Source organism: Alcaligenes phenolicus, assembly GCF_032063905.1.
GTDB lineage: Bacteria > Pseudomonadota > Gammaproteobacteria > Burkholderiales > Burkholderiaceae_B > Alcaligenes > Alcaligenes phenolicus.
In genome coordinates this window covers 97,886-118,462 of the sequence record NZ_DAMBOE010000006.1, presented here as the reverse complement: position 1 = coordinate 118,462, position 20,577 = coordinate 97,886, and the positions used below count along the sequence as shown (strand labels likewise).

Sequence of the window (20,577 nt, the reverse complement as noted above, 5' to 3'; positions counted from 1 at the left end):
TAGGCCACCAAAGCTGTTTTGCAGGCTTGGGGCTTCTGATAAGAGAAAAACCCCATATACCGTTTGGTGCATGGGGTTTTTTATTGGTCCGAGTGCATGCTCGCTATACAGGTTTGAACAGATTAAAGGTGACAGGCGCTTTGACTATGACTGTCGCGGTATGTCTGCAGTTGCAGTCATGGTGGCAATCGCGTGTATAGCCATACCTAACCCCCTACGTACCTACATGCCTACATGCCTACATGCCTACAGCAAGAGTTGAGCAGCCGTAAACCTCTCGCGCAAGCTTGCGACCCTCAACTCCCTCAATATCATTGCCCAAAGATCTGGCTCCCACTGCAGTCATTATGACTAACCTCAAAGCCACGATCAGTCTGACCAAAATGTAAACAGGCTACCTTGAACCCAAGGTAGCCTGTTTCACTGCTTGCTTACTATTGCTGGATGCTTAGTGCTTGAAGGACTCAGAACCCGCGCCAGCAGCACGCGTGGCTGCCAAGGCCTCAGCGGCCAGACGAGCTACTTCTTCGTCGCTCAGAGGCGTTACAGCGTCTTGCAGGGCCACTTCCAGTACACGATCAATCCAACGCACAGGGATAATCTCCAGCGTGTTTTTCACGTTATCTGGAATATCGGCCAGGTCCTTGATGTTTTCTTCCGGGATCATCACGGTTTTGATGCCACCGCGTTGCGCTGCCAACAGCTTCTCTTTCAAGCCGCCGATAGGCAGAACTTCGCCGCGCAAGGTGATTTCACCCGTCATGGCCACATCGGCACGAACCGGGATACCCGTCAGGCTGGACACAATAGCTGTAGTGATGGCGATACCGGCCGATGGACCGTCCTTGGGCGTGGCGCCTTCAGGAAAGTGCACGTGCAGGTCACGCTTTTCAAACACGCTATTGGCAATGCCCCACTTCTGAGCACGCGAACGTACGACTGTGCGAGCCGCTTCGACCGATTCTTTCATCACATCGCCAATCGAGCCGGTGCGCAGCACATTGCCTTTACCGGGCATATCCGCGACTTCGATGGTCAGCAACTCACCGCCCACCTCGGTCCAGGCCAGACCCGTCACCAGGCCAACCTTGTTCTCTTTTTCGGCCAGGCCGAAGGAGAAACGACGTACACCCAGGTAATCGTTCAGATTCGCCGCATTCACGACCAAGGTTTCCTGGGTCAGTGGTTTGTTGCGAGCCGCCCGCGTACCGGCTTGTGGATTGGCCACCAGCAGCTTGCGAACGACCTTGCGGCAGATCTTGCTGATTTCACGTTCCAGGGAACGCACACCCGCTTCACGGGTGTAGTAACGCACGATGTCGCGCACGGCATCTTCGGTCACTTCCAGCTCGCCATCGCGCACGCCGTTGTTCTTCATCAGCTTGGGCAAGAGGTAATCGAAAGCAATACGCACCTTCTCATCTTCGGTGTAACCCGACAGACGAATCACTTCCATACGGTCCAGCAGGGCCGGTGGAATGTTCAAGGTGTTACTGGTTGCCACGAACATCACATCGGACAAGTCGTAGTCCACTTCCAGGTAGTGATCCTGGAAGGTGTGGTTTTGTTCAGGGTCCAGAACCTCCAGCAGTGCCGAGGATGGGTCGCCACGGAAATCCGCGCCCATCTTGTCAATCTCGTCCAGCAGGAACAGCGGGTTACGTACACCCACCTTGCTCATGTTCTGAACCACCTTGCCCGGCATGGAGCCGATGTAGGTACGACGGTGACCGCGAATCTCGGCCTCGTCACGTACACCACCCAAAGCCATACGAATGAACTTGCGGTTCGTTGCCTTGGCAATGGACTGTCCCAGCGAGGTTTTACCCACGCCTGGAGGGCCAACCAAACACAGGATTGGAGCCTTCAGTTTGTCGACACGTTGCTGAACAGCCAGGTACTCGACAATACGTTCCTTGACCTTCTCCAGACCAAAGTGATCCGCATCCAACACTTCCTCGGCATTGCTCAAGGAGTTGTTGATACGGCTCTTTTTGCGCCAAGGCAGGCCAACCAGCGTTTCAATATAGTTACGCACCACGGTTGCTTCGGCTGACATCGGCGACATCAGCTTGAGCTTCTTCATTTCCGATTCGGCTTTCTTGAGCGCTTCCTTGCTCAGTTGGGCCTGCTCGATGCGTTTTTCCAGCTCCTCAACATCAGCGCCTTCTTCGCCTTCGCCCAGCTCTTTCTGAATCGCCTTGACCTGCTCGTTCAGATAGTAGTCGCGCTGGCTCTTTTCCATCTGCTTTTTCACACGGCCGCGAATACGCTTCTCGACCTGCAAGATGTCAATTTCGCCTTCCAGTTGCGACAGCAGGCTTTCCAGACGCTCCAAAGCCTTGGGCGTTTCCAGCATGCCCTGTTTTTGCTCCAGCTTCAGAGGCAGGTGAGCAGCGATGGTATCGGCCAGACGGCCAGCATCATCAATCCCGGTCAGGGAAGTCAGAATTTCCTGAGGGATCTTTTTATTCAGTTTGACGTACTGCTCGAATTGACCCAGCACGGCACGACGCAGGGCTTCGGTTTCAGCCGCGTCACCGGAGTCGCCAGGCACTTCGACCACCGAGGCCATGAAGTGGGTTTCAGCATCCTGTACCTGAGTGATTCGGGCACGCTGCAAGCCTTCCACCAGCACTTTTACCGTGCCATCGGGCAACTTGAGCATTTGCAAAATACTGGCCGCACACGCAATTTCGTAAAGATCCTCGGGAGCGGGATCGTCCTTGCCTGCGGACTTTTGCGCCACCAACATAATGTTGTTGCCGGACTCCATTGCCAGCTCAAGAGCTTTGATCGAGCGAGGCCGGCCAACAAAAAGCGGAATCACCATGTGAGGGAACACCACTACATCGCGCAAGGGAAGCAGCGGCAGCTCAATAGGTTCCGTAGAAAGAATCTGGCTCGCAGACATAGTCATTTCCTATAAATGTCCTTAGACGCAAAAGGGAAGCCTGGGCTTCCCTTTCACGGTTTAACCTGTTGTAGCTCAGATTGTGGCGAATTTTGATATTTCAAGTAGGCCGAACGAACATTAGAACAGAACTTTACAGAGTTAAAGAGAGACAAGCCCTTATGCCTGGTGGTCTTCATAGGTCCACTCCTTTCTCCTTACCTTCGCCTGTCGCCCTGTCCCGCCTGCACCTGTCCGACCGCAGCCAGACAGGGCACAAACGAGGAGATATCTCTAAGCTACTGCGTTTTTCAAGGGCGACTCAGTGTCACTGGCTTCACTATCGGACAAAGGGCGACCCAAAATCAATTCGGGTTTACTCTTTCCGACAATAGCGTCCTCGGTCAGCACCACTTTGCTGACGTCTTTACGCGAAGGCAGTTCGTACATGGTGTCCAGCAGTGCTTGCTCGACAATACTGCGCAGACCACGAGCACCGGTACGACGCTTGATGGCACGCTGGGCTACCGCACGCAGGGCTTCGGGCTGAACTTCCAGCTCTACGCCTTCCATGCTCAGCAGCTTCTGGAACTGCTTGACCAAGGCATTGCGCGGCTCGGTCAAAATGCGGATCAGTGCGTCTTCGTGCAACTCTTCCAGAGTGGCGACCACAGGCAAACGCCCCACCAGCTCGGGAATCAGACCAAACTTGATCAGATCCTCGGGCTCGGCTTCCGAGAACAGCTCGCCTACACCCCGTTCGGACTTGGCTTTCACCGAGGCTGAAAAACCAATACCGGATTTTTCTGTACGGTCACGAATCACCTTCTCCAGGCCATCAAAAGCACCACCCACAATGAACAGAATGCTGGTGGTATCCACCTGCACAAAGTCCTGGTTGGGGTGCTTGCGGCCACCTTGCGGAGGCACCGAAGCGACTGTACCTTCGATCAGCTTGAGCAGTGCCTGTTGCACGCCCTCGCCCGACACATCGCGGGTGATCGAAGGGTTATCCGACTTGCGGGAAATTTTGTCGATTTCGTCGATGTAGATAATGGCGCGCTGCGCTTTTTCCACATCGTAATCGCAGTTTTGCAGCAGTTTTTGAACGATGTTCTCGACGTCCTCACCCACGTAACCGGCTTCGGTCAGCGTGGTGGCGTCAGCCATCACAAAAGGCACATCCAGCATGCGGGCCAGTGTTTGGGCCAGCAGCGTTTTGCCCGAACCCGTAGGGCCGATCAGCAAGATATTACTTTTGGACAGTTCCACATCGTCACGGCCTGGCTTGCCGTTACGAATTCGCTTGTAGTGGTTGTACACCGCTACGGCCAAGGTGCGCTTGGGCATTTCCTGGCCAATAACATACCCATCCAGAAACTCTTTGATTTCCTGGGGGGTGGGCAATTCTTTACGTTCACCATCAGGAGTGGCGCCCGCAGCTTCGTCACGAATGATATCGGTACACAGATCAATACATTCGTCGCAGATGAACACGGACGAAGGTCCAGCGATCAGTTTCTTGACCTCATGCTGGCTTTTATTGCAAAACGAGCAATGCAGAACTTTCTCGTCGGCCGATTTCTTTTCGGACATAAATTTAAATTTCACTTCAGGATGGTAAAAGGACGGGAACAAGTCCCGCCCCCGAACAGCCATAGTACTGCTTCAGATCGATCCCCGTGGGGACAGGTGATTACTCGTCACGAGTGTTCATCACCTTGTCGATCAGGCCATAGGCCACAGCGTCTTCAGCTGCCATGAAGTTGTCACGCTCGGTATCCAGCTCGATACGCTCGACAGGCTGACCGCAGTTTTCGGCCAGGATCTTGTTCAAGCGTTCACGCAGGCTCAGGATTTCCTTGGCCTGAATCTGGATATCGGAAGCCTGGCCTCGCGCACCGCCCGAAGGCTGGTGAATCATGATGCGCGAGTTAGGCAAGGCAAGACGCTTGCCCTTGACGCCCGAAGACAGCAAGAAAGCGCCCATGCTGGCAGCCATGCCGGTACACAATGTCGAGACTTCCGGCTTGACGAACTGCATCGTGTCGTAGATGGCCAGGCCTGCATAGACCGAACCACCGGGCGAGTTGATGTAGAGCGAAATATCCTTTTCAGGATTTTCCGACTCCAGAAACAGCAGCTGGGCCACAATCAGGTTGGCCGAGTTGTCATGAACCGGGCCCACCAGAAAGATGATGCGCTCGCGCAGCAGGCGGGAGTAGATGTCGTAAGACCGCTCTCCACGACCCGACTGCTCGATCACGATAGGCACGTAGCCCAAACCCGTAGGGGCAACGGATTGCCCCCCATGCATTGAGGCGTAGAAGTCGACAAAGGTTGACGACATTAGTTGGTTCCCATGATTTGGTCGAACGCCACCTCCTCGTCGGACACCTTGGCCTGGGACAGTACGTGCTCGACGACGTTGTCTTCGAGTACCACTGCCTCAATCTCGGCGCGACGCTGGCGATCGGACAAGTAGTAGGCCACCACTTGGGCGGGCTGTTCGTAGTTCTGGGCAAATTCTTCGATGCGGGCACGAACCTGCTCGGGCTTGGCTTGCAGTTCAGCAGCCTTGACCAGTTCGGAGACCAGCAGACCCAGACGCACGCGGCGAGTGGATTCTTCCTTGAAGGCCTCGGCAGGGATAGGCATCTTGTCTGCATCAGGCACGCCGCGCTCTTTCAGTTCGGCACGAGCCGAAGCGATGCGACCTTCCACGTCGTTGTCGACCAGAGCGTTAGGCACGTCAAATTCGCTGGCAGACAGCAAGGCGTCCATCACAGCGGATTTGTTGCGGGCGTGCACACGAGCCTTGATTTCGCGTTCGATGTTGGCACGAATGTCGGCCAGCAAAGCGTCCACATCACCTTCAGCCTGACCCAGGGACTTGGCAAACTCAGCATCCAGCTCGGGCAGAACAGGCTGGGCCACGTCTGTCACGGTGATCTTGAATTCGGCAGTTTTGCCAGCCACTTCCTTGCCGGTGTAGTCGGCAGGAAATTCCAGGGGGAATGTTTTGGTTTCGCCTGCTTTCATGCCGGCAACGGCAGTCTCGAACTCGGGCAGCATGCGGCCACGACCTTGCAGGTACTGGAAACCTTCAGCGCTACCGCCTTCAAAGGCGACGCCGTCAATGGTGCCCACAAAGTCCAGAGTGATGCGGTCATCTTCCTGAGCTTGGCGATCAGCGCTGGATTCGTAGTTGGCGCGTTGCTTGCGCAGCACGTCTACGGTGCGCTGGATGTCTTCGTCGGTCACAGGCGTGTTGGCACGCTTGATTTCCAGTTTGGACAGATCAGGCAGGGCCACTTCTGGGTAAACTTCGAAAGTTGCGGTAAAGGCCATGGTGCCTTCAGCAGGCTCGCCTTCTTTGGCTTCCAGATTAGGAGTGCCGGCTACGCGCAATTTGGAGTCCTGGATCACTTTGTCCAGGGCTTTGCCGATTTCTTCGTTGATGGCGTCGTAACGGATACCAGGACCGTGGCTGCGCTCGACAACGGACAAAGGCGCTTTACCGGGACGGAAGCCCTGTACCTTGGCCGTACGAGCCACACGCTTGAGCTGGGCCTGGACTTGTTTTTCTACGTCGGCCACCGAAACGACCACATCGACTCGGCGCTCCAAGCCGGACAGAATTTCAACCTCGGGCTGCATTGAAGACCTATATTAAATTGAGTAATTGATAAGAGTAATCCGGCATTTTACCGGAAACTGGCACGGTAAATCCAAACAAACGTATTTTGAATCATAATTTCCTGTCAAGACAATACAGCCGTGCCGGACTATGATCCCTTACTTTACCTTCCCTACGCAAGACTGATATGCACATGAACACCCCTTTAGGCGGCATCCGGGTCCTGGAACTGGGCCAATTGATCGCCGGCCCCTTTGCCGCCAAGATCCTGGGCGAATTTGGCGCGGACGTCATCAAGATCGAATCCCCCAAAGGCGGTGACCCCTTGCGTAAATGGCGTTTGCTGCATGACGGTAACTCGGTCTGGTGGGAGGTGCAATCCCGTAACAAGAAGTCTCTGGCCCTGGACCTGCGACAGGCGGAGTGCCAAGACGTGGTGCGCACACTGGTAAAAGAATGTGACATTCTGATCGAGAACTTCCGCCCCGGCGCCCTGGAAGAATGGGGACTGGGCTGGGAAGACCTGAAAGCCATCAACCCAGGCCTGATCATGCTGCGCGTGTCGGGCTACGGCCAGACCGGCCCCTACAAGGACAAGCCCGGCTTTGGAGTGATTGGCGAAGCGATGGGCGGCTTGCGCCACCTTAGCGGTGAAGCCGGACGCCCTCCGGTACGGGTCGGCGTGTCCATTGGGGACTCTCTGGCTGCCTTGCATGGTGTCATCGGCATCATGATGGCCCTGCGCCAGCGTGAACAGAACAAGGGCGAAGGTCAATATATTGACGTGGCCCTGTATGAATCCGTGTTCAACATGATGGAAAGCCTGCTGCCAGAATACTCCGCCTTCGGTGCCATTCGGGAGCCTGCCGGCAGCAGCCTGCCTGGCATTACGCCCAGCAATGCCTACGTCTGCAAGGATGGCAAGTACGCCTTGATCGCCGGCAATGGCGACAGCATTTTCAAGCGCTTGATGAACGCCATTGGGCGCGCTGATATGGCTGACAATCCCGACTACGCGCACAATGATGGTCGCGCCCGAAATGCAGGCGTGATCGATGCCGCCATTGGCCATTGGGCCAGCGCTCTGGAACTGGACAAGGTACTGGAAATTCTGGACCAGGCTGGCGTTCCCGCGGGGCGGGTTTATGACATTGCCGATATCGCGGCGGATCCCCACTATCAGGCCCGTGACATGCTGCTGGACAGCAGTCTGCCAGACGGCACACCGCTTAAAGTACCCGGCATCGTGCCCAAGCTGAGCCACACCCCTGGCGCCATCTACCGCCCTGCTCCGCACCTGGGTCAGGACACCCAGGAAATCCTGGATAATCTGGGGATCAGCGCCCAACAACAAGCCGACTGGCAAGCACGCGGCCTGATCGCCAAGAACCCAAAACGCAAGTAAAACAAAGCAGTACAAAAGCACTTGGGGGCCAGTACAAGATGGCCCCTAATCTATTTGTTTTTCATACGGAGCAAGCACTTGCCGAGGATGAAAATCCAAGCTAGAATCTACTTCTTTCGTGCTGCGAACGTGGCGGAATTGGTAGACGCACCAGATTTAGGTTCTGGCGCCGAGAGGTGTGAGAGTTCGAGTCTCTCCGTTCGCACCAGAGCATGAAAACCGTTGATTCAAAACAATCAATTTTAAGTAAGATCAACGGCTTAGCTTTCATCCTCTCACAGCTTTTGATAGCCTGTTTTCAAGCATTCAACATCGTAGGCCCCATAAAAGCCCCACGAATTCCTCAAAAAAACAAAAAATAGCCGGCATTGCCTAGGTATTGAATCCAGTTCAATGCTGTGAGCGATCCACATGACTGCGAGTGCGTCTATTGATTTGGTTCCCTTGTAATTGTTTGGCCGTTAATAATTGCCACTCGATCAACTCGCTGCACGTCTTGTATTGTTGGGTACGGAAGCTAGCCCATTCTCACAATCATTAGTTAAAGCTTGTCCGCGCTAACAAAGTTATTTTCAGGTAACAGCCCACCAAAGCTGCGCTATATAAATCTGATAAATCCAACGGTATTTACTGAAATTGACCTCGAGACTGCTGAGAAAAAGCACGTGCCGGGGGGGCAGAATCGCAAGAACCCCGCCGGGCACTGTGCTTTTCTCCTGAACACCTCTACTTAAACATCAGTTGTAGCGATCGTGCTTTCCAGGAAAGTCACTGGGCCAGCGCATGGGTTGCGGCTCAGGCTTGGGAGCCGGATCAGGACTTGGGCTGGGAGCCGGATTTGGGCTTGGCTTTGGATTGCGATTCATCCCCATCTTTCCTTTATAAAAAATCAATAATGACAATCATTCGCAAGTAATTATATTACCTAGTCACATTTGACAATAAATAACATTTATTCCTATTTTTTACTCGATAACTACATTTTTCATGCATAAAGGGGTCATAAATTATCTTTAATGACCAATAAATCGAAGAATATTTGTTACTTTATACTACATTGATAGACTGAAAGCGAGTATGCACATCGTTCTATAGACGTAAGTCAAAGCCGGTTTGAAACCGGCCCAGGAGGAAGAGATTTTTGTTGTCAGGGAGTCTCAGGGGAGGACTTCAACACGGCCAGCCAGACAAGACAAAAACCATGCTCTGCATAAAGAGAAAGTCGGCACAGAGATGGCTGAACCACAACAAACAGCTTAGTGAAGCAGCAAGAGCAATGGGCACGTCACCTGATACTCCTACTATCAAGCCCGAAAGATTCCCCTCCTCATTTCCTAGCCCCACAAAAGAAAGCCTTGAAGTGCAAGCACAAAAAAGCCGCCGTTGAAGGCGGCTTCCCGATTAAATTCGGAGCTTATTCCTGCCGATCGTGTTTACCCGGAAAATCGCTAGGCCAACGCATGGGCTTCGGCTGCGGGTCGGGTTTCGGTACCTGATTAGTAAAGGGGGCACTATTCACAAGGCAACCTCCTTCATGAAAATTAAAAATATAGAACCAGGCTTCAATTGCACTAAATATTATATCAATAAGAGCTAATTAATCGACGCTCTAGTATTAACCCTAGCGGAACACTGAACAAATTAGCTGGCTCATAATTAATCAGACAGCATTCACGCCCGACAGTTCCTTGCCGCCCCTATCCCTAAGAGCGGTGCCACAGCAAAAATTCCAAATAAATAATAAGCCGCTTGACGCGTTCCCTCCACGCCACCAGGATCAATAAGTCCACCCGCATTTGCAATCATCCCAGCCAAGGCTGCTCCGCTTGCCGTTGCAAAGAGCTGAATGGTTGTAATCGATGCCCCGGCCAGTTCCTGTTCTTGAGCTGGCACTGCCTTGAAAACCCGCACCAGCAAATGGGGCCAAGCTACCCCTACTCCCACGCCTATCAAGGCCAGAGCCAGACAAATCGGTGCCAAAGCCAGGACGGAACCCGAACTAGTATCCGGCAGCAAAACAGCAAGCCCCACCATACCCAGCAGCCCCAGGATAGGCCCCGCCATGATCGCGCGCGCAATGGCTTTTTCTCCCAGGCCCGAGCTGATAATTGCCCCTACCGTCCACCCCGCCCCCATCAGCGCCGTCAAGTACCCCGCTACTAACGGGGACTGTTGATGCAAGACTTGCAGAAAAAACGGTGCAAAAACTTCACCACTGGTCACCGTCAGCACTAACAAGGACATCAAGGCATAGAGTGTGGCAATAGCAGATCTGAACTGAAACGCCCCCGATGGCAGCAACTTGGTAGACGAACGTTTTTCCACTACCAGCAAAGCGACGGCCAACACCCCCGCCAAGCCCAGGCCAAGCGCATTTTGCAGTACATCTGCCGAGGTACTACCGGCAGAGATCGCCAACACCGCCAGCGTCAACAACAGCAGTTGAATCACAGGAATAGCCACCTTGCTCACCGCTGCGGCATGTTGCTCGCGTTTGGGGAGGACTACTAATGCCAAAGCGGCAAAAAGCACGGCAATCAAGGCGACCGATCCAAAAGCCTCACGCCACATTCCCCACTGCGCAAACACGCCACCGACTGCCGGCCCGGCCAACGTTGCCACGCCCCACATCGCTGATACCAACGCCATAGCTCGAGGCCACAAGGGCTCTGCAAAAACCAGACGAATCATGGCGTACGCCAGAGCAAAGAGAAAACCACCGCCAATCCCCTGGACGAAGCGCCCGAACAGCAAAAGAGACATATTCGGCGCCAGCGCGCAAACAAGCGCCCCCACCGCAAAGATCAAGGCCGCGACGGCATAGCTGCCCTTAGGGCCCGTCAAGGCCAGCAACTTGGGCGACAGAGCCGAACCCAGAATAGACGCCACGACAAACAGGGTCGTATTCCAGGCATATAAATCCAGCCCGCCAATATCCTGCACAACCGTGGGCAAGATGGTGGTCACAATGTAGACATTGACGGCATGCAATACCACTCCACCGGCCAGGACAAGGGCACGCATGGCATTGGCCCCCGACAACAAAGCGCCCCACCCGGTCTGTACCCCTTGCCCGCTACGCGCGCAAGCTTGCTGATTCTTCATAAGATCTCGACTCATTCTTTTAAAAGTAGCCCTGCCGCTTGAAAAGCTTGCATAGGCAAGAGTGGTCTTTTATAAAACCTCATGTATAGATGAGGTCAAGAGATCCAGACACCATGAGAGTCGACACCAGTATCCCTCTGTCCGTGGGTGAAGTCGCGCGCCGCAGCGGGGTCACCATTGCAACCGTGCATCACTACGAAACCAAAGGTCTCATTCATGGCTGGCGTAGCGATGGCAACCAGCGCCGCTATCACCGGGATGTTCTACGGAAAATTGCGGTCATCAAAATTGCGCAGCGCGCCGGCATTCCACTGGCTACCATCAAAACAGCCTTGGATGAATTACCTACTGGCCGGCCACTGAACGCGAAGGACTGGGCTACCTTGTCCACGAGCTGGCGGGATATGTTGAATGAGCGGATTCTCAGCCTGACACAGCTACGCGATGAGCTGGATGGCTGTATAGGCTGTGGGTGCTTGTCCATGACGGACTGCCCACTTAGAAACCCGGGGGATCAGTTATCCCTGTCAGGCGCTGGTGCTGTGCTGCTTGATGCCGGACGACACAATCAGAAGCGGAAGAAAAGAGCGGGGGAAATCTGATCGCGCGGTTTGTGTGAAATCCAGGCTGAAAACGCAGCGCATCAGGGTTGGAAATCAGCGAAAACCGACCCTTACTTCACTATGCCAAAAGGCATCAGGCAGCAAAAAGGCCCAGTTTTCACACCGGACCTTTTTTACTTTCCAAGAAACGCCCTGCTCTCTTAGATCACTCCCCAGAAATACAGCAGCGCGGGGAGTAAGGCTGTCAGCACCCCTTGCACGGCAGACACCAGCCCAGTCAGGCGGGCAATGTGTTTATTCAGTACCAGCAGCAAGAAGAACATGAACCAGAGCACTGCCCAGGACAACCAGCTCAGGACTTGCCAGTAGTCAAAAATCCGCTCGGCTACGCTCAAATTTGTAAGTGCGGCGGGAACAGCGATGCAGGCGACCACCAAGGAATACCAGCCCAAGGCACGCCCATCACTTCCTGTAAACGCGTTCACCCCTACCCAAAAATAGGTCAAGGCAAACAGGCCCAGATAAATGGCCGACAAGGGAGAGTACACGGTGCTATTGGCAGGGTTCAAGATATGGGACATGCAGATGAATCCCAGTACGGCCGTGAACAAGTTGACGATAGCAGCATCTTTGGCATCCACCAGCCTGCCAGCATGATGACCTTCAGAGTAAAAGAGACGAACACCATTAACGAACAGGCACAGGCCTGCAAACGCCAGAAAAGCGGCAACTAGCATTTTGAAGATATCCTAAGTAATAGAAGGCGGACACAGAACATGCCCGCAACATGATGTTGCACTCAAGGCTGAGGCGGAGCAGATCATAGAGCTTGGCTACACAATTGCCATGTGATTTTTTTTATAAGCTCTATAAGAAAAAAACGCGCAATTTTGCGGCGGTTTTCCAGTGAAAATTCTTGCTGAAAAGCGAGCGGTTTGCACAGGCATTAGCAGGCTAACGCCCCCTTCTCCATTTTGGAAGCAGACTCAGCCCTGGGACAAACAAAATCCCTTTTAATCAATGAGTTAAAAAATTACCGGAGCCTGGGCAAGGCCGCTACAAATGAGGTCTGGCAACTGACCAAACCATAAACAGCGTGCCTGCTCAAGAACTCGCTCAAGCCTGTTCGTTTTGGCCCCAGTGAGCCAGCACACGCACATAGACCAACTGTGCCAGCAGTTCCACCAGAGTCTGCGTCAAAATGATGGCTGGCAACAACGGCAAAGCCCCCGGAATCGCCAAAGCCAGAGGCAGCACCACCAAAGAATTGCGAGTTGCACTGCTGAAAGCCACCGCACGTCGCAACGGGACGGCCAGCTGCGCTTGCCGTGCCAGCGCCCAGCCGATGACAGGAGCCAGAATGGCAAACAGCGCATACACCGGCAACACTCGCCACAAGACATCCAATGCAGGCTCCAGTTGTCGCAGAACAGCCGCCACGACGATGAACAAGACCAAAGCAGTGGCTGGAACGGGGGCCAAGCCCAAACCCGTTTTTATCTGCGCCCAGCTATGACTTTTACCCGCGAGATACTGGGTGGCCCAGGCCAGCAGCAGCGGAATCAGAATCAGGTAAAAGAAAGCATTCAGAAACGGCCCGGCTTTGATGTACAAACCGAACTGTTCCCCCAAGGCCAATTTCAAAAACAAGGGCAGGAGCAGCATTTGCACAAGCAGCAGTACCGGCGTAGCGGCCAGAAGTGCGCGGGCGTCGGCACGACCTAATTGAGCAAAGGTCACGACGTAATCAATGCAAGGAGCCAGCAAGACCAACAGCACGCCCAGGCGCAACACGGTGTGGTCTGGCAGCAAGGGCACCAGCGCAAAGACCAATAGAGGTATCAGGAGAAAATTGGCCAGAAGCAAAACGACCAGAAAGCGCAGCTGGGTCAGCGCCTTGCCTAACTGGGCAATAGGCACCTGCACAAAGGTGACATACAACATGAAAGCCAGCGCCGGATTGATCCAGTCAACCAGACTAGCTGGCATCACCCAGACACTGGCCATCCAGGCGGCCAGCGACATCGCCACAAAATAAATGGCGATTTGCCGACTTTCCAACACATCACGAATCACGGTCAGCTCCTCGCTTGGCTGAACAACTCCGGCACTGCCGTGAGAAAACTATTTACAGACCGCTACGACGCAAACGTGCGGCAGACTGACGATTCAAATCCCGCGCCTCACGCTCGGCGTACTCGCTTTCACCGGCTTCGTAACGGCCCTCGTGCATGCAGGACTCACGGTCCCAGGTGCATTCATTAAAGAGTTTTGACACGGGGCCACCACCGGGCTTCGCGGAGGAACAAGCTGCCATCAAAGCGGCCAGACCGAGCACCGCGCAACTTTGAATCAGACGTCGAACCATCATTGTGTTTTCCCTACAAAAAAATCTTTATTGCAATTACCGCGAATCGAAATCAGAACCGATCGCGGACAATAGGCACACTGTACCCTGAGCCTCCAAAACCCGTCGATTCCCTTTCCTGATAATTTGCAATTTATGACTCACGAACAATTTTTGCTATTGGCCCAAATCTTGAATCTGACGCCCAATCCCGAACTGGAGCAGGAAGTCCGACATCCGGGCGCGCAAATCAGCACACAAGCACAACAGATCCTGACTCTACATCTCCAGCTGAAGGAAGCCTATGTCATTCACAGGCCCACTGCATTTCGAGTTGTAGTCAGCCATGACGATCTGGACCGTTTCCCAGGCGCCCTGGATTTGAAGCAGGGTATGCATGTACAGCTGGTTTCTTACACCAACGAGCGCTACATCAGTGTTCGTATCACCCAACTGCCAGCCACCCCCAAGGCGTATTTCAGGGGTGTCGTCAGCGAGCAGAACATCAGTTACCACGTTTTCGAGGTCGGGGACAGCGTGTATTTTTCTGAAGATCAAGTCCACGCCATACTCAATAAATAAAACGGGCTAGTGCCCAAACGCCAAGGTGTCTGCTTCAACCCGATCTTTTCAGACTGGTGTCAGGCAGCAAGTGCAAGCCTGTCCGTCTTACAAACTCCTCATAGCTGATGGGAGGCCCAACACGGGTGGAAGCCTGGTTAGCCTGCCAATGTACCCAGGAGCGTCCTGTGGTGGCGTCATACACCAGCTTGAACAAATGACTGGGAACGGCAACCCGACTGGAACCTATCGTCGCGGCATTGCGCTCGTACACAGGCCCGGTAAACACATACACATTGCCTGCGGCACGGGCCACATACTTACGGGTATCGGCTTCGATCTTGTTCCAGGGGCCGGCATTGTGCACCTGATTTTGCGGCACCATATTGGCCAGAGAAAAGCTCTGCGCCATGCTCTGCTCCGACGCCATATCCCCTGCCGGAGCCATATGCCCGCGCGAAAAGCCCGAGCCTCTATAGTCATTCAGCTCGGCCCGCTCTGCCTGCGGCAAACGGCCTTCAGCATAAAAACGATCCGTGCGCTTCAAGCCTTTGGCGGACTGAATCTGCTGACGATTCAGACGCTGGACGACAAACACCGGCGTCTTGGTTTGGCCGCTATGCAAAATCGCAAAAGAGCTGAAACACAACTCTCTTTGCGTGTAAGCCATGGGCACGACAGGTCGCGAGCCGGGAAAGAACTGGGGGCAATGTGCAAAAGAGGTTTGAACATACCCCTCGACCGAGGCCGGAACAGGCACACTATCCTGCTGCGTCGCGCCCGGCCAACCCAAGGACACCAAAAACGGTTCAAGACTTTGCCAGTTCAGCCCTTGGGGATGAAGCCAGGCCGTTGCAATCCCGAAACTGGTCAGGGCCGCGGCAAGGACGGACTTCAGAAATCGGGACGGGTTTGCCTGCCCTGTCTTTTTTCTACTACTGGTTTTTTTAACGCTACGACCTGTACTTTTTCTGCTCATACCACTCTTGTTTTATGCTTGGTCGGCTTACGTCATTGCGCCGACTGCACCTGTGATTATAAGCAGTCCTTTCAGATTCAAAAGAACGTGCCCCCAGTGGGAGCACGTATTTACTTCTGACTCCTGCTCTTTGTAACTCTATGGATCGCCAGAACAGGAAAAGACTCAGGACTTGCGGTGACGCTTTTTACTGAGCACCCAGAGCCTGCAATTCTTTCAATTCATCTTGCAATTGCTCCAATTTGGCACGGTCACGTTCCAGTTTTTTCTCCAGCTTCTGCACCTTGTCTTGTCGCCCTTCAGCCCGTTTCTCGGCGATGTCATCCATGCGTTTCTGGATGTCCTCTTCCTGATCGCGGATATCTTCCTGTACATCACGCAGCAAATCTGCGTCCCGGCAATGCATCTGCACATTGGCCAAGGCGCGCTCCAGGCCACGCTCTCGATGAACATTGCCATGCTGGCGAGCATAGTTGATCTGGTTCTGAATTTCGGCAGCCCGATACTGGCAAGCCGGGTTCTCAGCCCAGGCGGGCAAGGCCATCACACTTAATACAGCACTCAAGCACCATACGGAACGTTTCATCCTTATTACTCCTGCAGTGTTCATCCAGATAGCCATCATACAATCCAGACTCCAATTTACCTCATGTGGACAATTGGAATAGACTTCGTCAATTAGTCACGAAAACGTGATTAAATTCGAAAATTCTTCTGTTTATGTCATATTCAAGTAACAAAATTGTCGCAAATTGTGCTGAGAAATTTACACAACTTGTCTTTAGGCATAAAACAGTTCAGTTACACTCGAAATCCTCATAAAGCAAACTTTTACTTTTAATCGTGTTCAACATCACCACCAGGAAACTGATTTTTTTCCTGTGCGCTGCTTTGATTGTGTTGTGGCTCTTTCCCTTTGCGCACGTCAACGAAAGTTTGCTCAACTCTTCCCAGGCCTATTCAGCCTGGCATACCAGTGTGCTCAACTCCTTGATGCCCTTGTCCATTCTGGCCGTTGCCAGTCTGATCTGGGCGGAACGGGCGGTGTCCGCTTGTCTGGCCATGGCCGTCAACACCGTCTTGTTTGTACTGGCGATCAAGAATATCTGTGATACCGCAGACCGCTTCTCGCGGGTCTGCGGTATTGATATTTCAGTTTCCTATGGAGCGATGTTGTACGGACTGGGCATGGCCACCCTGTGGGTGCTGCTGCTGAGCTATCGCTGGAAAGGTCCTAAAGATCAATCCGGCTCCTCGGGTGACGCAAGCCTGTAATCAGGTTCCTCTCGTCCCTGCATCATCTGGATGGTCTGCGGGGCCAGTGAGGCCATGACCAGGGTCTCCTTTATTCTTGCCGTATAAGTAGCGGCTTCAAGCCGGATTGAAGGGCCAGAAAACGGGGATCAACACCACGCCCAACACCCAGAAAATCAGATTCAAGGGCAAACCCACTTTCAGGAAATCCACAAAACGATAGCCGCCTGCGCCATAAACCATGGTGTTGGTCTGATAGCCCACAGGCGTGGCAAAACTGGTGGAAGCCGCGAAGGTAACGGCGATCAGAAATGGAGTGGGATCGACGCCCATCATTTTCGCCGTGGACATTCCTATCGGTGCCAGCAAGACGGCAGCGGCGGCATTGCTCATGAATTCGGTCAGCATCAGGGCCATCAGGTAGACCACGGCCAACACGGTCAAAGGCCCAAAGGACTTCACCAGACCAACGGTATTTTCGACCAGAAACTGGGCCGCGCCGGTCTCGCTCATGGCCATCCCCAAAGGCAGCAAGCCCGCCATCAAGATGATGATGCGCCAGTCTATGGCGTCGTACACATCATCTGCTTTCAAACAACCAGCCAGTGTCATGGCCACGGCACCGAACAAGGAGGTGATGCTGATAGGCACCCAGCCCAAGGCAGGCACCAAAATCACCAGGGCCATGGTGACCAGTGCAAACGGCGCACGCCAGCCCATTTCCTTTTCAGCCTCGCGCTCGGACAGCACGATAATATTGCTGTCAGCCCGCAAATCGGCCGCCTCTGCGGCCGGAGTCAATATCAACAAGATATCGCCCACTTGCAAACGCACCGCACGCAATTGCTCACGCAAGACCTGACCACGGCGATGAATGCCCAGCACGGTGGCGTTCTTGTGCCAGCCTGCTCCCAAACTGCCCAAAGTACGACCACTGATACGCGAACGCGGCGCAATCATGACCTCGGTCAGGACCTGATCGACCTGCTCAAAAGACTGTTGTTCCAGCTTGAACTGGGGGTCTACTTCCAGACCCGCTTCTTTGCGCAGCTCGTCCAGCTTGGTCCAGTCTCCGCGCGCCAACAGCACATCGTCCTGCTCGATCTTCTGCTCTCGCGGGCCCCACACTTTGGTATCGCCGCGCAACAGCTCCAGCACAAACACCCCGTATTGTTCGCCCAGCTTGGCATCGCCCACCGATTGGCCAATCAAGGAAGAATCGGGCATCACCCGCAGCTCGGTAATGTATTTGCCCAGCTCATATTGCTCGACCAACTCGCCGCCACGGGCATCAGGCAATAACCAGCGCCCTATCGTCAGCAAATAAAGACAACCCACAGCCATACAGATCACCCCCAAGGCGGTGAACTCGAACATGGTGAAACCGGGATGGCCCAGATCGCGGGCAATGGCATTGACCAGCAGGTTGGTAGAGGTCCCGACCAAGGTACAGACCCCGGCCATTTGCGAGACATAGGACAAGGGGATGAGCGCTTTGGAGGCCGACATGCCTATCCGTGCGCAGGCGGCCAGGACGATGGGAATGAATACCGCTACCACCGCCGTGTTGTTGACGAAGGGAGCAATCACCGCCAGAACCAGAAACAACAGCAGCAGAAACTGCACAGGGGAGCGTGCCTTGCTCAGCAAATCCCCAATCCCGGACAGCGCCCCGCTATTTTGCAGCCCGGCAGCCAGCACAAACATGGCCGCGACGGTAACCGTGGCCGGATTGCTGAAACCACCCACGGCCTGCTCGGGAGTCACCAAACCCAGAACCGCCAAGGTGCTGAGCACCAGCAAGGCAATAGCATCTATTCGGAGTTTTTCTGTAGCAAACAAGACAATCGCGATTAAAGCCAGACCCAAGACCACTGCAATCTCTGTTGTCATGTTGCCCCACTCCTGTTTGTGCTGTGCTGCTCAGTATAGGGAAAAATGCAGCACAGCAAGCACTGCATTTCGCCGCACTCAACAAAAAAACACAAGTTTTCAAAACAGGAAAAGTGAAGCCTTCAAGCTTGGAGGGATCGGTGGCGCAAGGTCCCCCTGCAACACTTAAACCAGCAGCATCACCAAAAACACCAGCCCCAACAAGGCGATATAGGCTTTGGCATGAATGCTGTCCGGGATCTTGCCGATCCAGCGCGAGGTGAAGCGAATCCCCAACCAGGAGCCAATCACCAGCACCAGACATGCGCGCAAGTCGATATAACCTGCATGCCAGGCCCCCAAGGAATCGGCATTCCAGGCCAGCATGGCGTAAGTCAGGCTCCCCACCACCGCCATCGGCAAGGACAAGGGATTGGCTGCGGCCGTGGCAGCGGTCATGCTGGCACCGCGTCGACGCATCAGGGGGACGGTGATCACGCTACCACCGACCCCCAAAAAGGCGGCAATCGCACCAATAATCACCCCGGCCCCAGCACTACTGGCCTTGCTTAAAGGACGCATGGCATTGCTGGCCTCTTGGGTGAAGCCGGAACGAAACAGGCTATCCAGAATCGTCAGGCCCAGATACACCACAAAAACCCAACGTACCCAGGACCCGCTCAAGGCCATGGCTGCTGCCGCACCGGGAATCGCCCCCAAGGCGATGAACAGGAGCAAAGGACGCACCTGCCCCCAAGGCACAGTGCCCGCCTTGTGGTGGCGCCAGGTAGACAGGCCAGCACCAACGATCATGACGCAGGTGGAAGTGGCCACCGCAATATGCATGGCCGCCTGCCCCATCTGACTGTCCACGCCATACATGCCAATCAGCACCGAATACAGCACGGGAACCACCACAAAACCGCCACCGAAGCCAAACAGCACGGTGGTCACGCCAGCCAGCAAACCAAAAAACAGCAATAGAAAATACATAGCCGCCCATCAACACAGATGACAAAACCCAAGAATAGGTCGCCCTGCTTTGGCTGGCATGCTAAAACCGGTCAACAATACTTTCGTTTCGGCCAGAGGCTTGCTTATGCACAATGTACGACTGGATAGCGTAGATGCCACCCCTCGCCCCTTGCTGGCGATTGGCACGGACTACGCGCCAGGCACGCTGCTGGACTTTCATGTGCACCGACGGGCGCAAATGCTCTATGCCATGACCGGGCTGATGGAAGTCGAAACCGACGATGGCGCCTGGGTGATTCCCCCTTATAGCGGCGTGTGGATTCCAGCTGGGAAACGCCATCGCGTACGCATGCAAAGCGCCAGCACCCGAAGCTTATATATAGAGCCGGAAGCAGCACCTCGCAGCAGCACACATTGCGAAGTGCTGGTCATTACGCCCTTGCTGCATCACTTGTTGCTGGCCTCCCTGGCCTTGCCCGCTCTGTACGAGGAAGATGGCCGCGACGACGCCTTGGCTCAACTGCTTCTGCATGAAGTCGGTTTGGCGCAAACCATGCCGCTCTTTGCCCCCATCCCTCAAGACCCATCCCTGGCCAAGCTCTGCAAAGACTTTTTAAGCCAGCCCAATATTCAAAGCACGCCAGAACAGTGGGCCGGGCAAATCAATAAAAGCCTGCGCAGTTTTACGCGCCTGTTCCGGCAACAAACCGGCATGAGTTTTAGTGAATGGCGTCAACAAGCCTGTCTGCTGGCGGCTCTGGCCAAGCTGTCGGCCGGCCAATCCGTCACACAGATTGCACTGGATCTGGGTTACGACAGCTCCAGTGCCTTTTCCACCATGTTTCGTCGCCGCTTGGGGCAAGCACCCAGCAACTTTATTCGTGTTCCTTGAAGGAACTGACAAGACAGCAACTTGATGGAAGCAGAAACAAAAAGGCCCCCGGAGCTCTGACATCCGGGGGCCTGCACTGCCCGCCTCAACT

General features: G+C 54.3%; 16 protein-coding genes, 1 tRNA gene and 1 pseudogene. 6 read left to right on the top strand and 12 right to left on the bottom strand.

Features of this window, described 5'->3' with window-relative positions; all coding sequences use genetic code 11:
• Nucleotides 1–448: 448 nt before the first annotated feature.
• The 4 genes from lon to tig all read right to left on the bottom strand — a co-directional run bounded on the left by lon (nucleotide 449) and on the right by tig (nucleotide 6,553).
• Nucleotides 449–2,914, bottom strand: coding sequence for an endopeptidase La (gene lon, locus U2949_RS13340; RefSeq protein WP_026482845.1), 2,466 nt, complete (start codon nucleotides 2,912–2,914; stop codon nucleotides 449–451).
• A 273-nt stretch (nucleotides 2,915–3,187) separates the two neighbouring features.
• Entirely contained in the window at nucleotides 3,188–4,489 is a 1,302-nt protein-coding gene (gene clpX, locus U2949_RS13335; RefSeq protein ID WP_026482846.1) for an ATP-dependent Clp protease ATP-binding subunit ClpX, read from the bottom strand.
• A gap of 100 nt (nucleotides 4,490–4,589) precedes the next feature.
• Nucleotides 4,590–5,243, bottom strand: coding sequence for an ATP-dependent Clp endopeptidase proteolytic subunit ClpP (clpP, locus tag U2949_RS13330; protein WP_021446711.1), 654 nt, complete (start codon nucleotides 5,241–5,243; stop codon nucleotides 4,590–4,592).
• On the bottom strand, nucleotides 5,243–6,553 hold the full coding sequence (gene tig / locus U2949_RS13325) for a trigger factor (protein ID WP_009459092.1): 1,311 nt from the start codon (nucleotides 6,551–6,553) through the stop codon (nucleotides 5,243–5,245). Before tig ends, clpP begins: the two co-directional genes overlap by 1 nt.
• Nucleotides 6,554–6,726: 173 nt before the next feature.
• Here tig and U2949_RS13320 point away from each other — a divergent pair, with 173 nt between their 5' ends.
• Together U2949_RS13320 and U2949_RS13315 are read left to right on the top strand one after the other, a co-directional pair.
• Nucleotides 6,727–7,938, top strand: a complete 1,212-nt coding sequence (locus U2949_RS13320; protein WP_321288229.1) for a CaiB/BaiF CoA transferase family protein — start codon at nucleotides 6,727–6,729, stop codon at nucleotides 7,936–7,938.
• Nucleotides 7,939–8,061: 123 nt separating this feature from the next.
• Nucleotides 8,062–8,146 (top strand) — tRNA-Leu (locus U2949_RS13315).
• A gap of 1,463 nt (nucleotides 8,147–9,609) precedes the next feature.
• On the opposite strand, the gene U2949_RS13310 is transcribed toward U2949_RS13315, so the two are convergent.
• Nucleotides 9,610–11,043, bottom strand: a complete 1,434-nt coding sequence (locus tag U2949_RS13310) for an MFS transporter (protein ID WP_321288227.1) — start codon at nucleotides 11,041–11,043, stop codon at nucleotides 9,610–9,612.
• Between the two features lie 113 nt (nucleotides 11,044–11,156).
• Here U2949_RS13310 and soxR point away from each other — a divergent pair, with 113 nt between their 5' ends.
• The gene (soxR, locus tag U2949_RS13305) at nucleotides 11,157–11,645 is read left to right on the top strand and encodes a redox-sensitive transcriptional activator SoxR (protein ID WP_035274351.1); all 489 of its coding nucleotides are present in this window, start codon (nucleotides 11,157–11,159) and stop codon (nucleotides 11,643–11,645) included.
• A gap of 161 nt (nucleotides 11,646–11,806) precedes the next feature.
• On the opposite strand, the gene U2949_RS13300 is transcribed toward soxR, so the two are convergent.
• The 3 genes from U2949_RS13300 to U2949_RS13290 all read right to left on the bottom strand — a co-directional run bounded on the left by U2949_RS13300 (nucleotide 11,807) and on the right by U2949_RS13290 (nucleotide 13,977).
• Nucleotides 11,807–12,343 carry an AmiS/UreI family transporter gene (locus U2949_RS13300; protein ID WP_321288224.1) on the bottom strand — a complete coding sequence of 179 codons (537 nt, stop codon included), beginning with the start codon at nucleotides 12,341–12,343 and terminating at the stop codon, nucleotides 11,807–11,809.
• Nucleotides 12,344–12,722: 379 nt separating this feature from the next.
• Nucleotides 12,723–13,631 (bottom strand): arsenic resistance protein, encoded by a 909-nt coding sequence (locus U2949_RS13295; RefSeq protein WP_051316223.1) that lies wholly within the window; start codon nucleotides 13,629–13,631, stop codon nucleotides 12,723–12,725.
• A 103-nt stretch (nucleotides 13,632–13,734) separates the two neighbouring features.
• A complete protein-coding gene (locus U2949_RS13290; RefSeq protein WP_009455761.1) occupies nucleotides 13,735–13,977 on the bottom strand; it encodes a hypothetical protein in 243 nt (80 codons plus the stop codon).
• Nucleotides 13,978–14,109: 132 nt separating this feature from the next.
• On the opposite strand from U2949_RS13290, the gene U2949_RS13285 reads away from it, so the two are divergent.
• Nucleotides 14,110–14,535 (top strand): hypothetical protein, encoded by a 426-nt coding sequence (locus tag U2949_RS13285; RefSeq protein WP_321288222.1) that lies wholly within the window; start codon nucleotides 14,110–14,112, stop codon nucleotides 14,533–14,535.
• 34 nt (nucleotides 14,536–14,569) lie between these two features.
• Here the strand turns inward: U2949_RS13285 and U2949_RS13280 are convergent, their stop codons facing one another.
• Both U2949_RS13280 and U2949_RS13275 read right to left on the bottom strand, forming a co-directional pair.
• Entirely contained in the window at nucleotides 14,570–15,493 is a 924-nt protein-coding gene (locus U2949_RS13280) for a DNA/RNA non-specific endonuclease (protein WP_257723156.1), read from the bottom strand.
• Nucleotides 15,494–15,680: 187 nt separating this feature from the next.
• Nucleotides 15,681–16,079 (bottom strand): DUF1090 domain-containing protein, encoded by a 399-nt coding sequence (locus tag U2949_RS13275; RefSeq protein WP_026482855.1) that lies wholly within the window; start codon nucleotides 16,077–16,079, stop codon nucleotides 15,681–15,683.
• 350 nt (nucleotides 16,080–16,429) lie between these two features.
• Here U2949_RS13275 and U2949_RS13270 point away from each other — a divergent pair, with 350 nt between their 5' ends.
• Nucleotides 16,430–16,768, top strand: a complete 339-nt coding sequence (locus U2949_RS13270; protein WP_257723157.1) for a DUF202 domain-containing protein — start codon at nucleotides 16,430–16,432, stop codon at nucleotides 16,766–16,768.
• Nucleotides 16,769–16,864: 96 nt separating this feature from the next.
• Here U2949_RS13270 and U2949_RS13265 read toward each other — a convergent pair.
• Nucleotides 16,865–18,652 (bottom strand): annotated as a pseudogene (locus U2949_RS13265) (SLC13 family permease); the annotation flags it as partial.
• 153 nt (nucleotides 18,653–18,805) lie between these two features.
• Nucleotides 18,806–19,612 (bottom strand): sulfite exporter TauE/SafE family protein, encoded by an 807-nt coding sequence (locus tag U2949_RS13260; RefSeq protein WP_321288217.1) that lies wholly within the window; start codon nucleotides 19,610–19,612, stop codon nucleotides 18,806–18,808.
• Between the two features lie 106 nt (nucleotides 19,613–19,718).
• On the opposite strand from U2949_RS13260, the gene U2949_RS13255 reads away from it, so the two are divergent.
• Complete coding sequence (locus U2949_RS13255) at nucleotides 19,719–20,486, top strand: AraC family transcriptional regulator (protein WP_026482859.1); 768 nt, start codon at nucleotides 19,719–19,721, stop codon at nucleotides 20,484–20,486.
• Nucleotides 20,487–20,577: the final 91 nt, after the last annotated feature.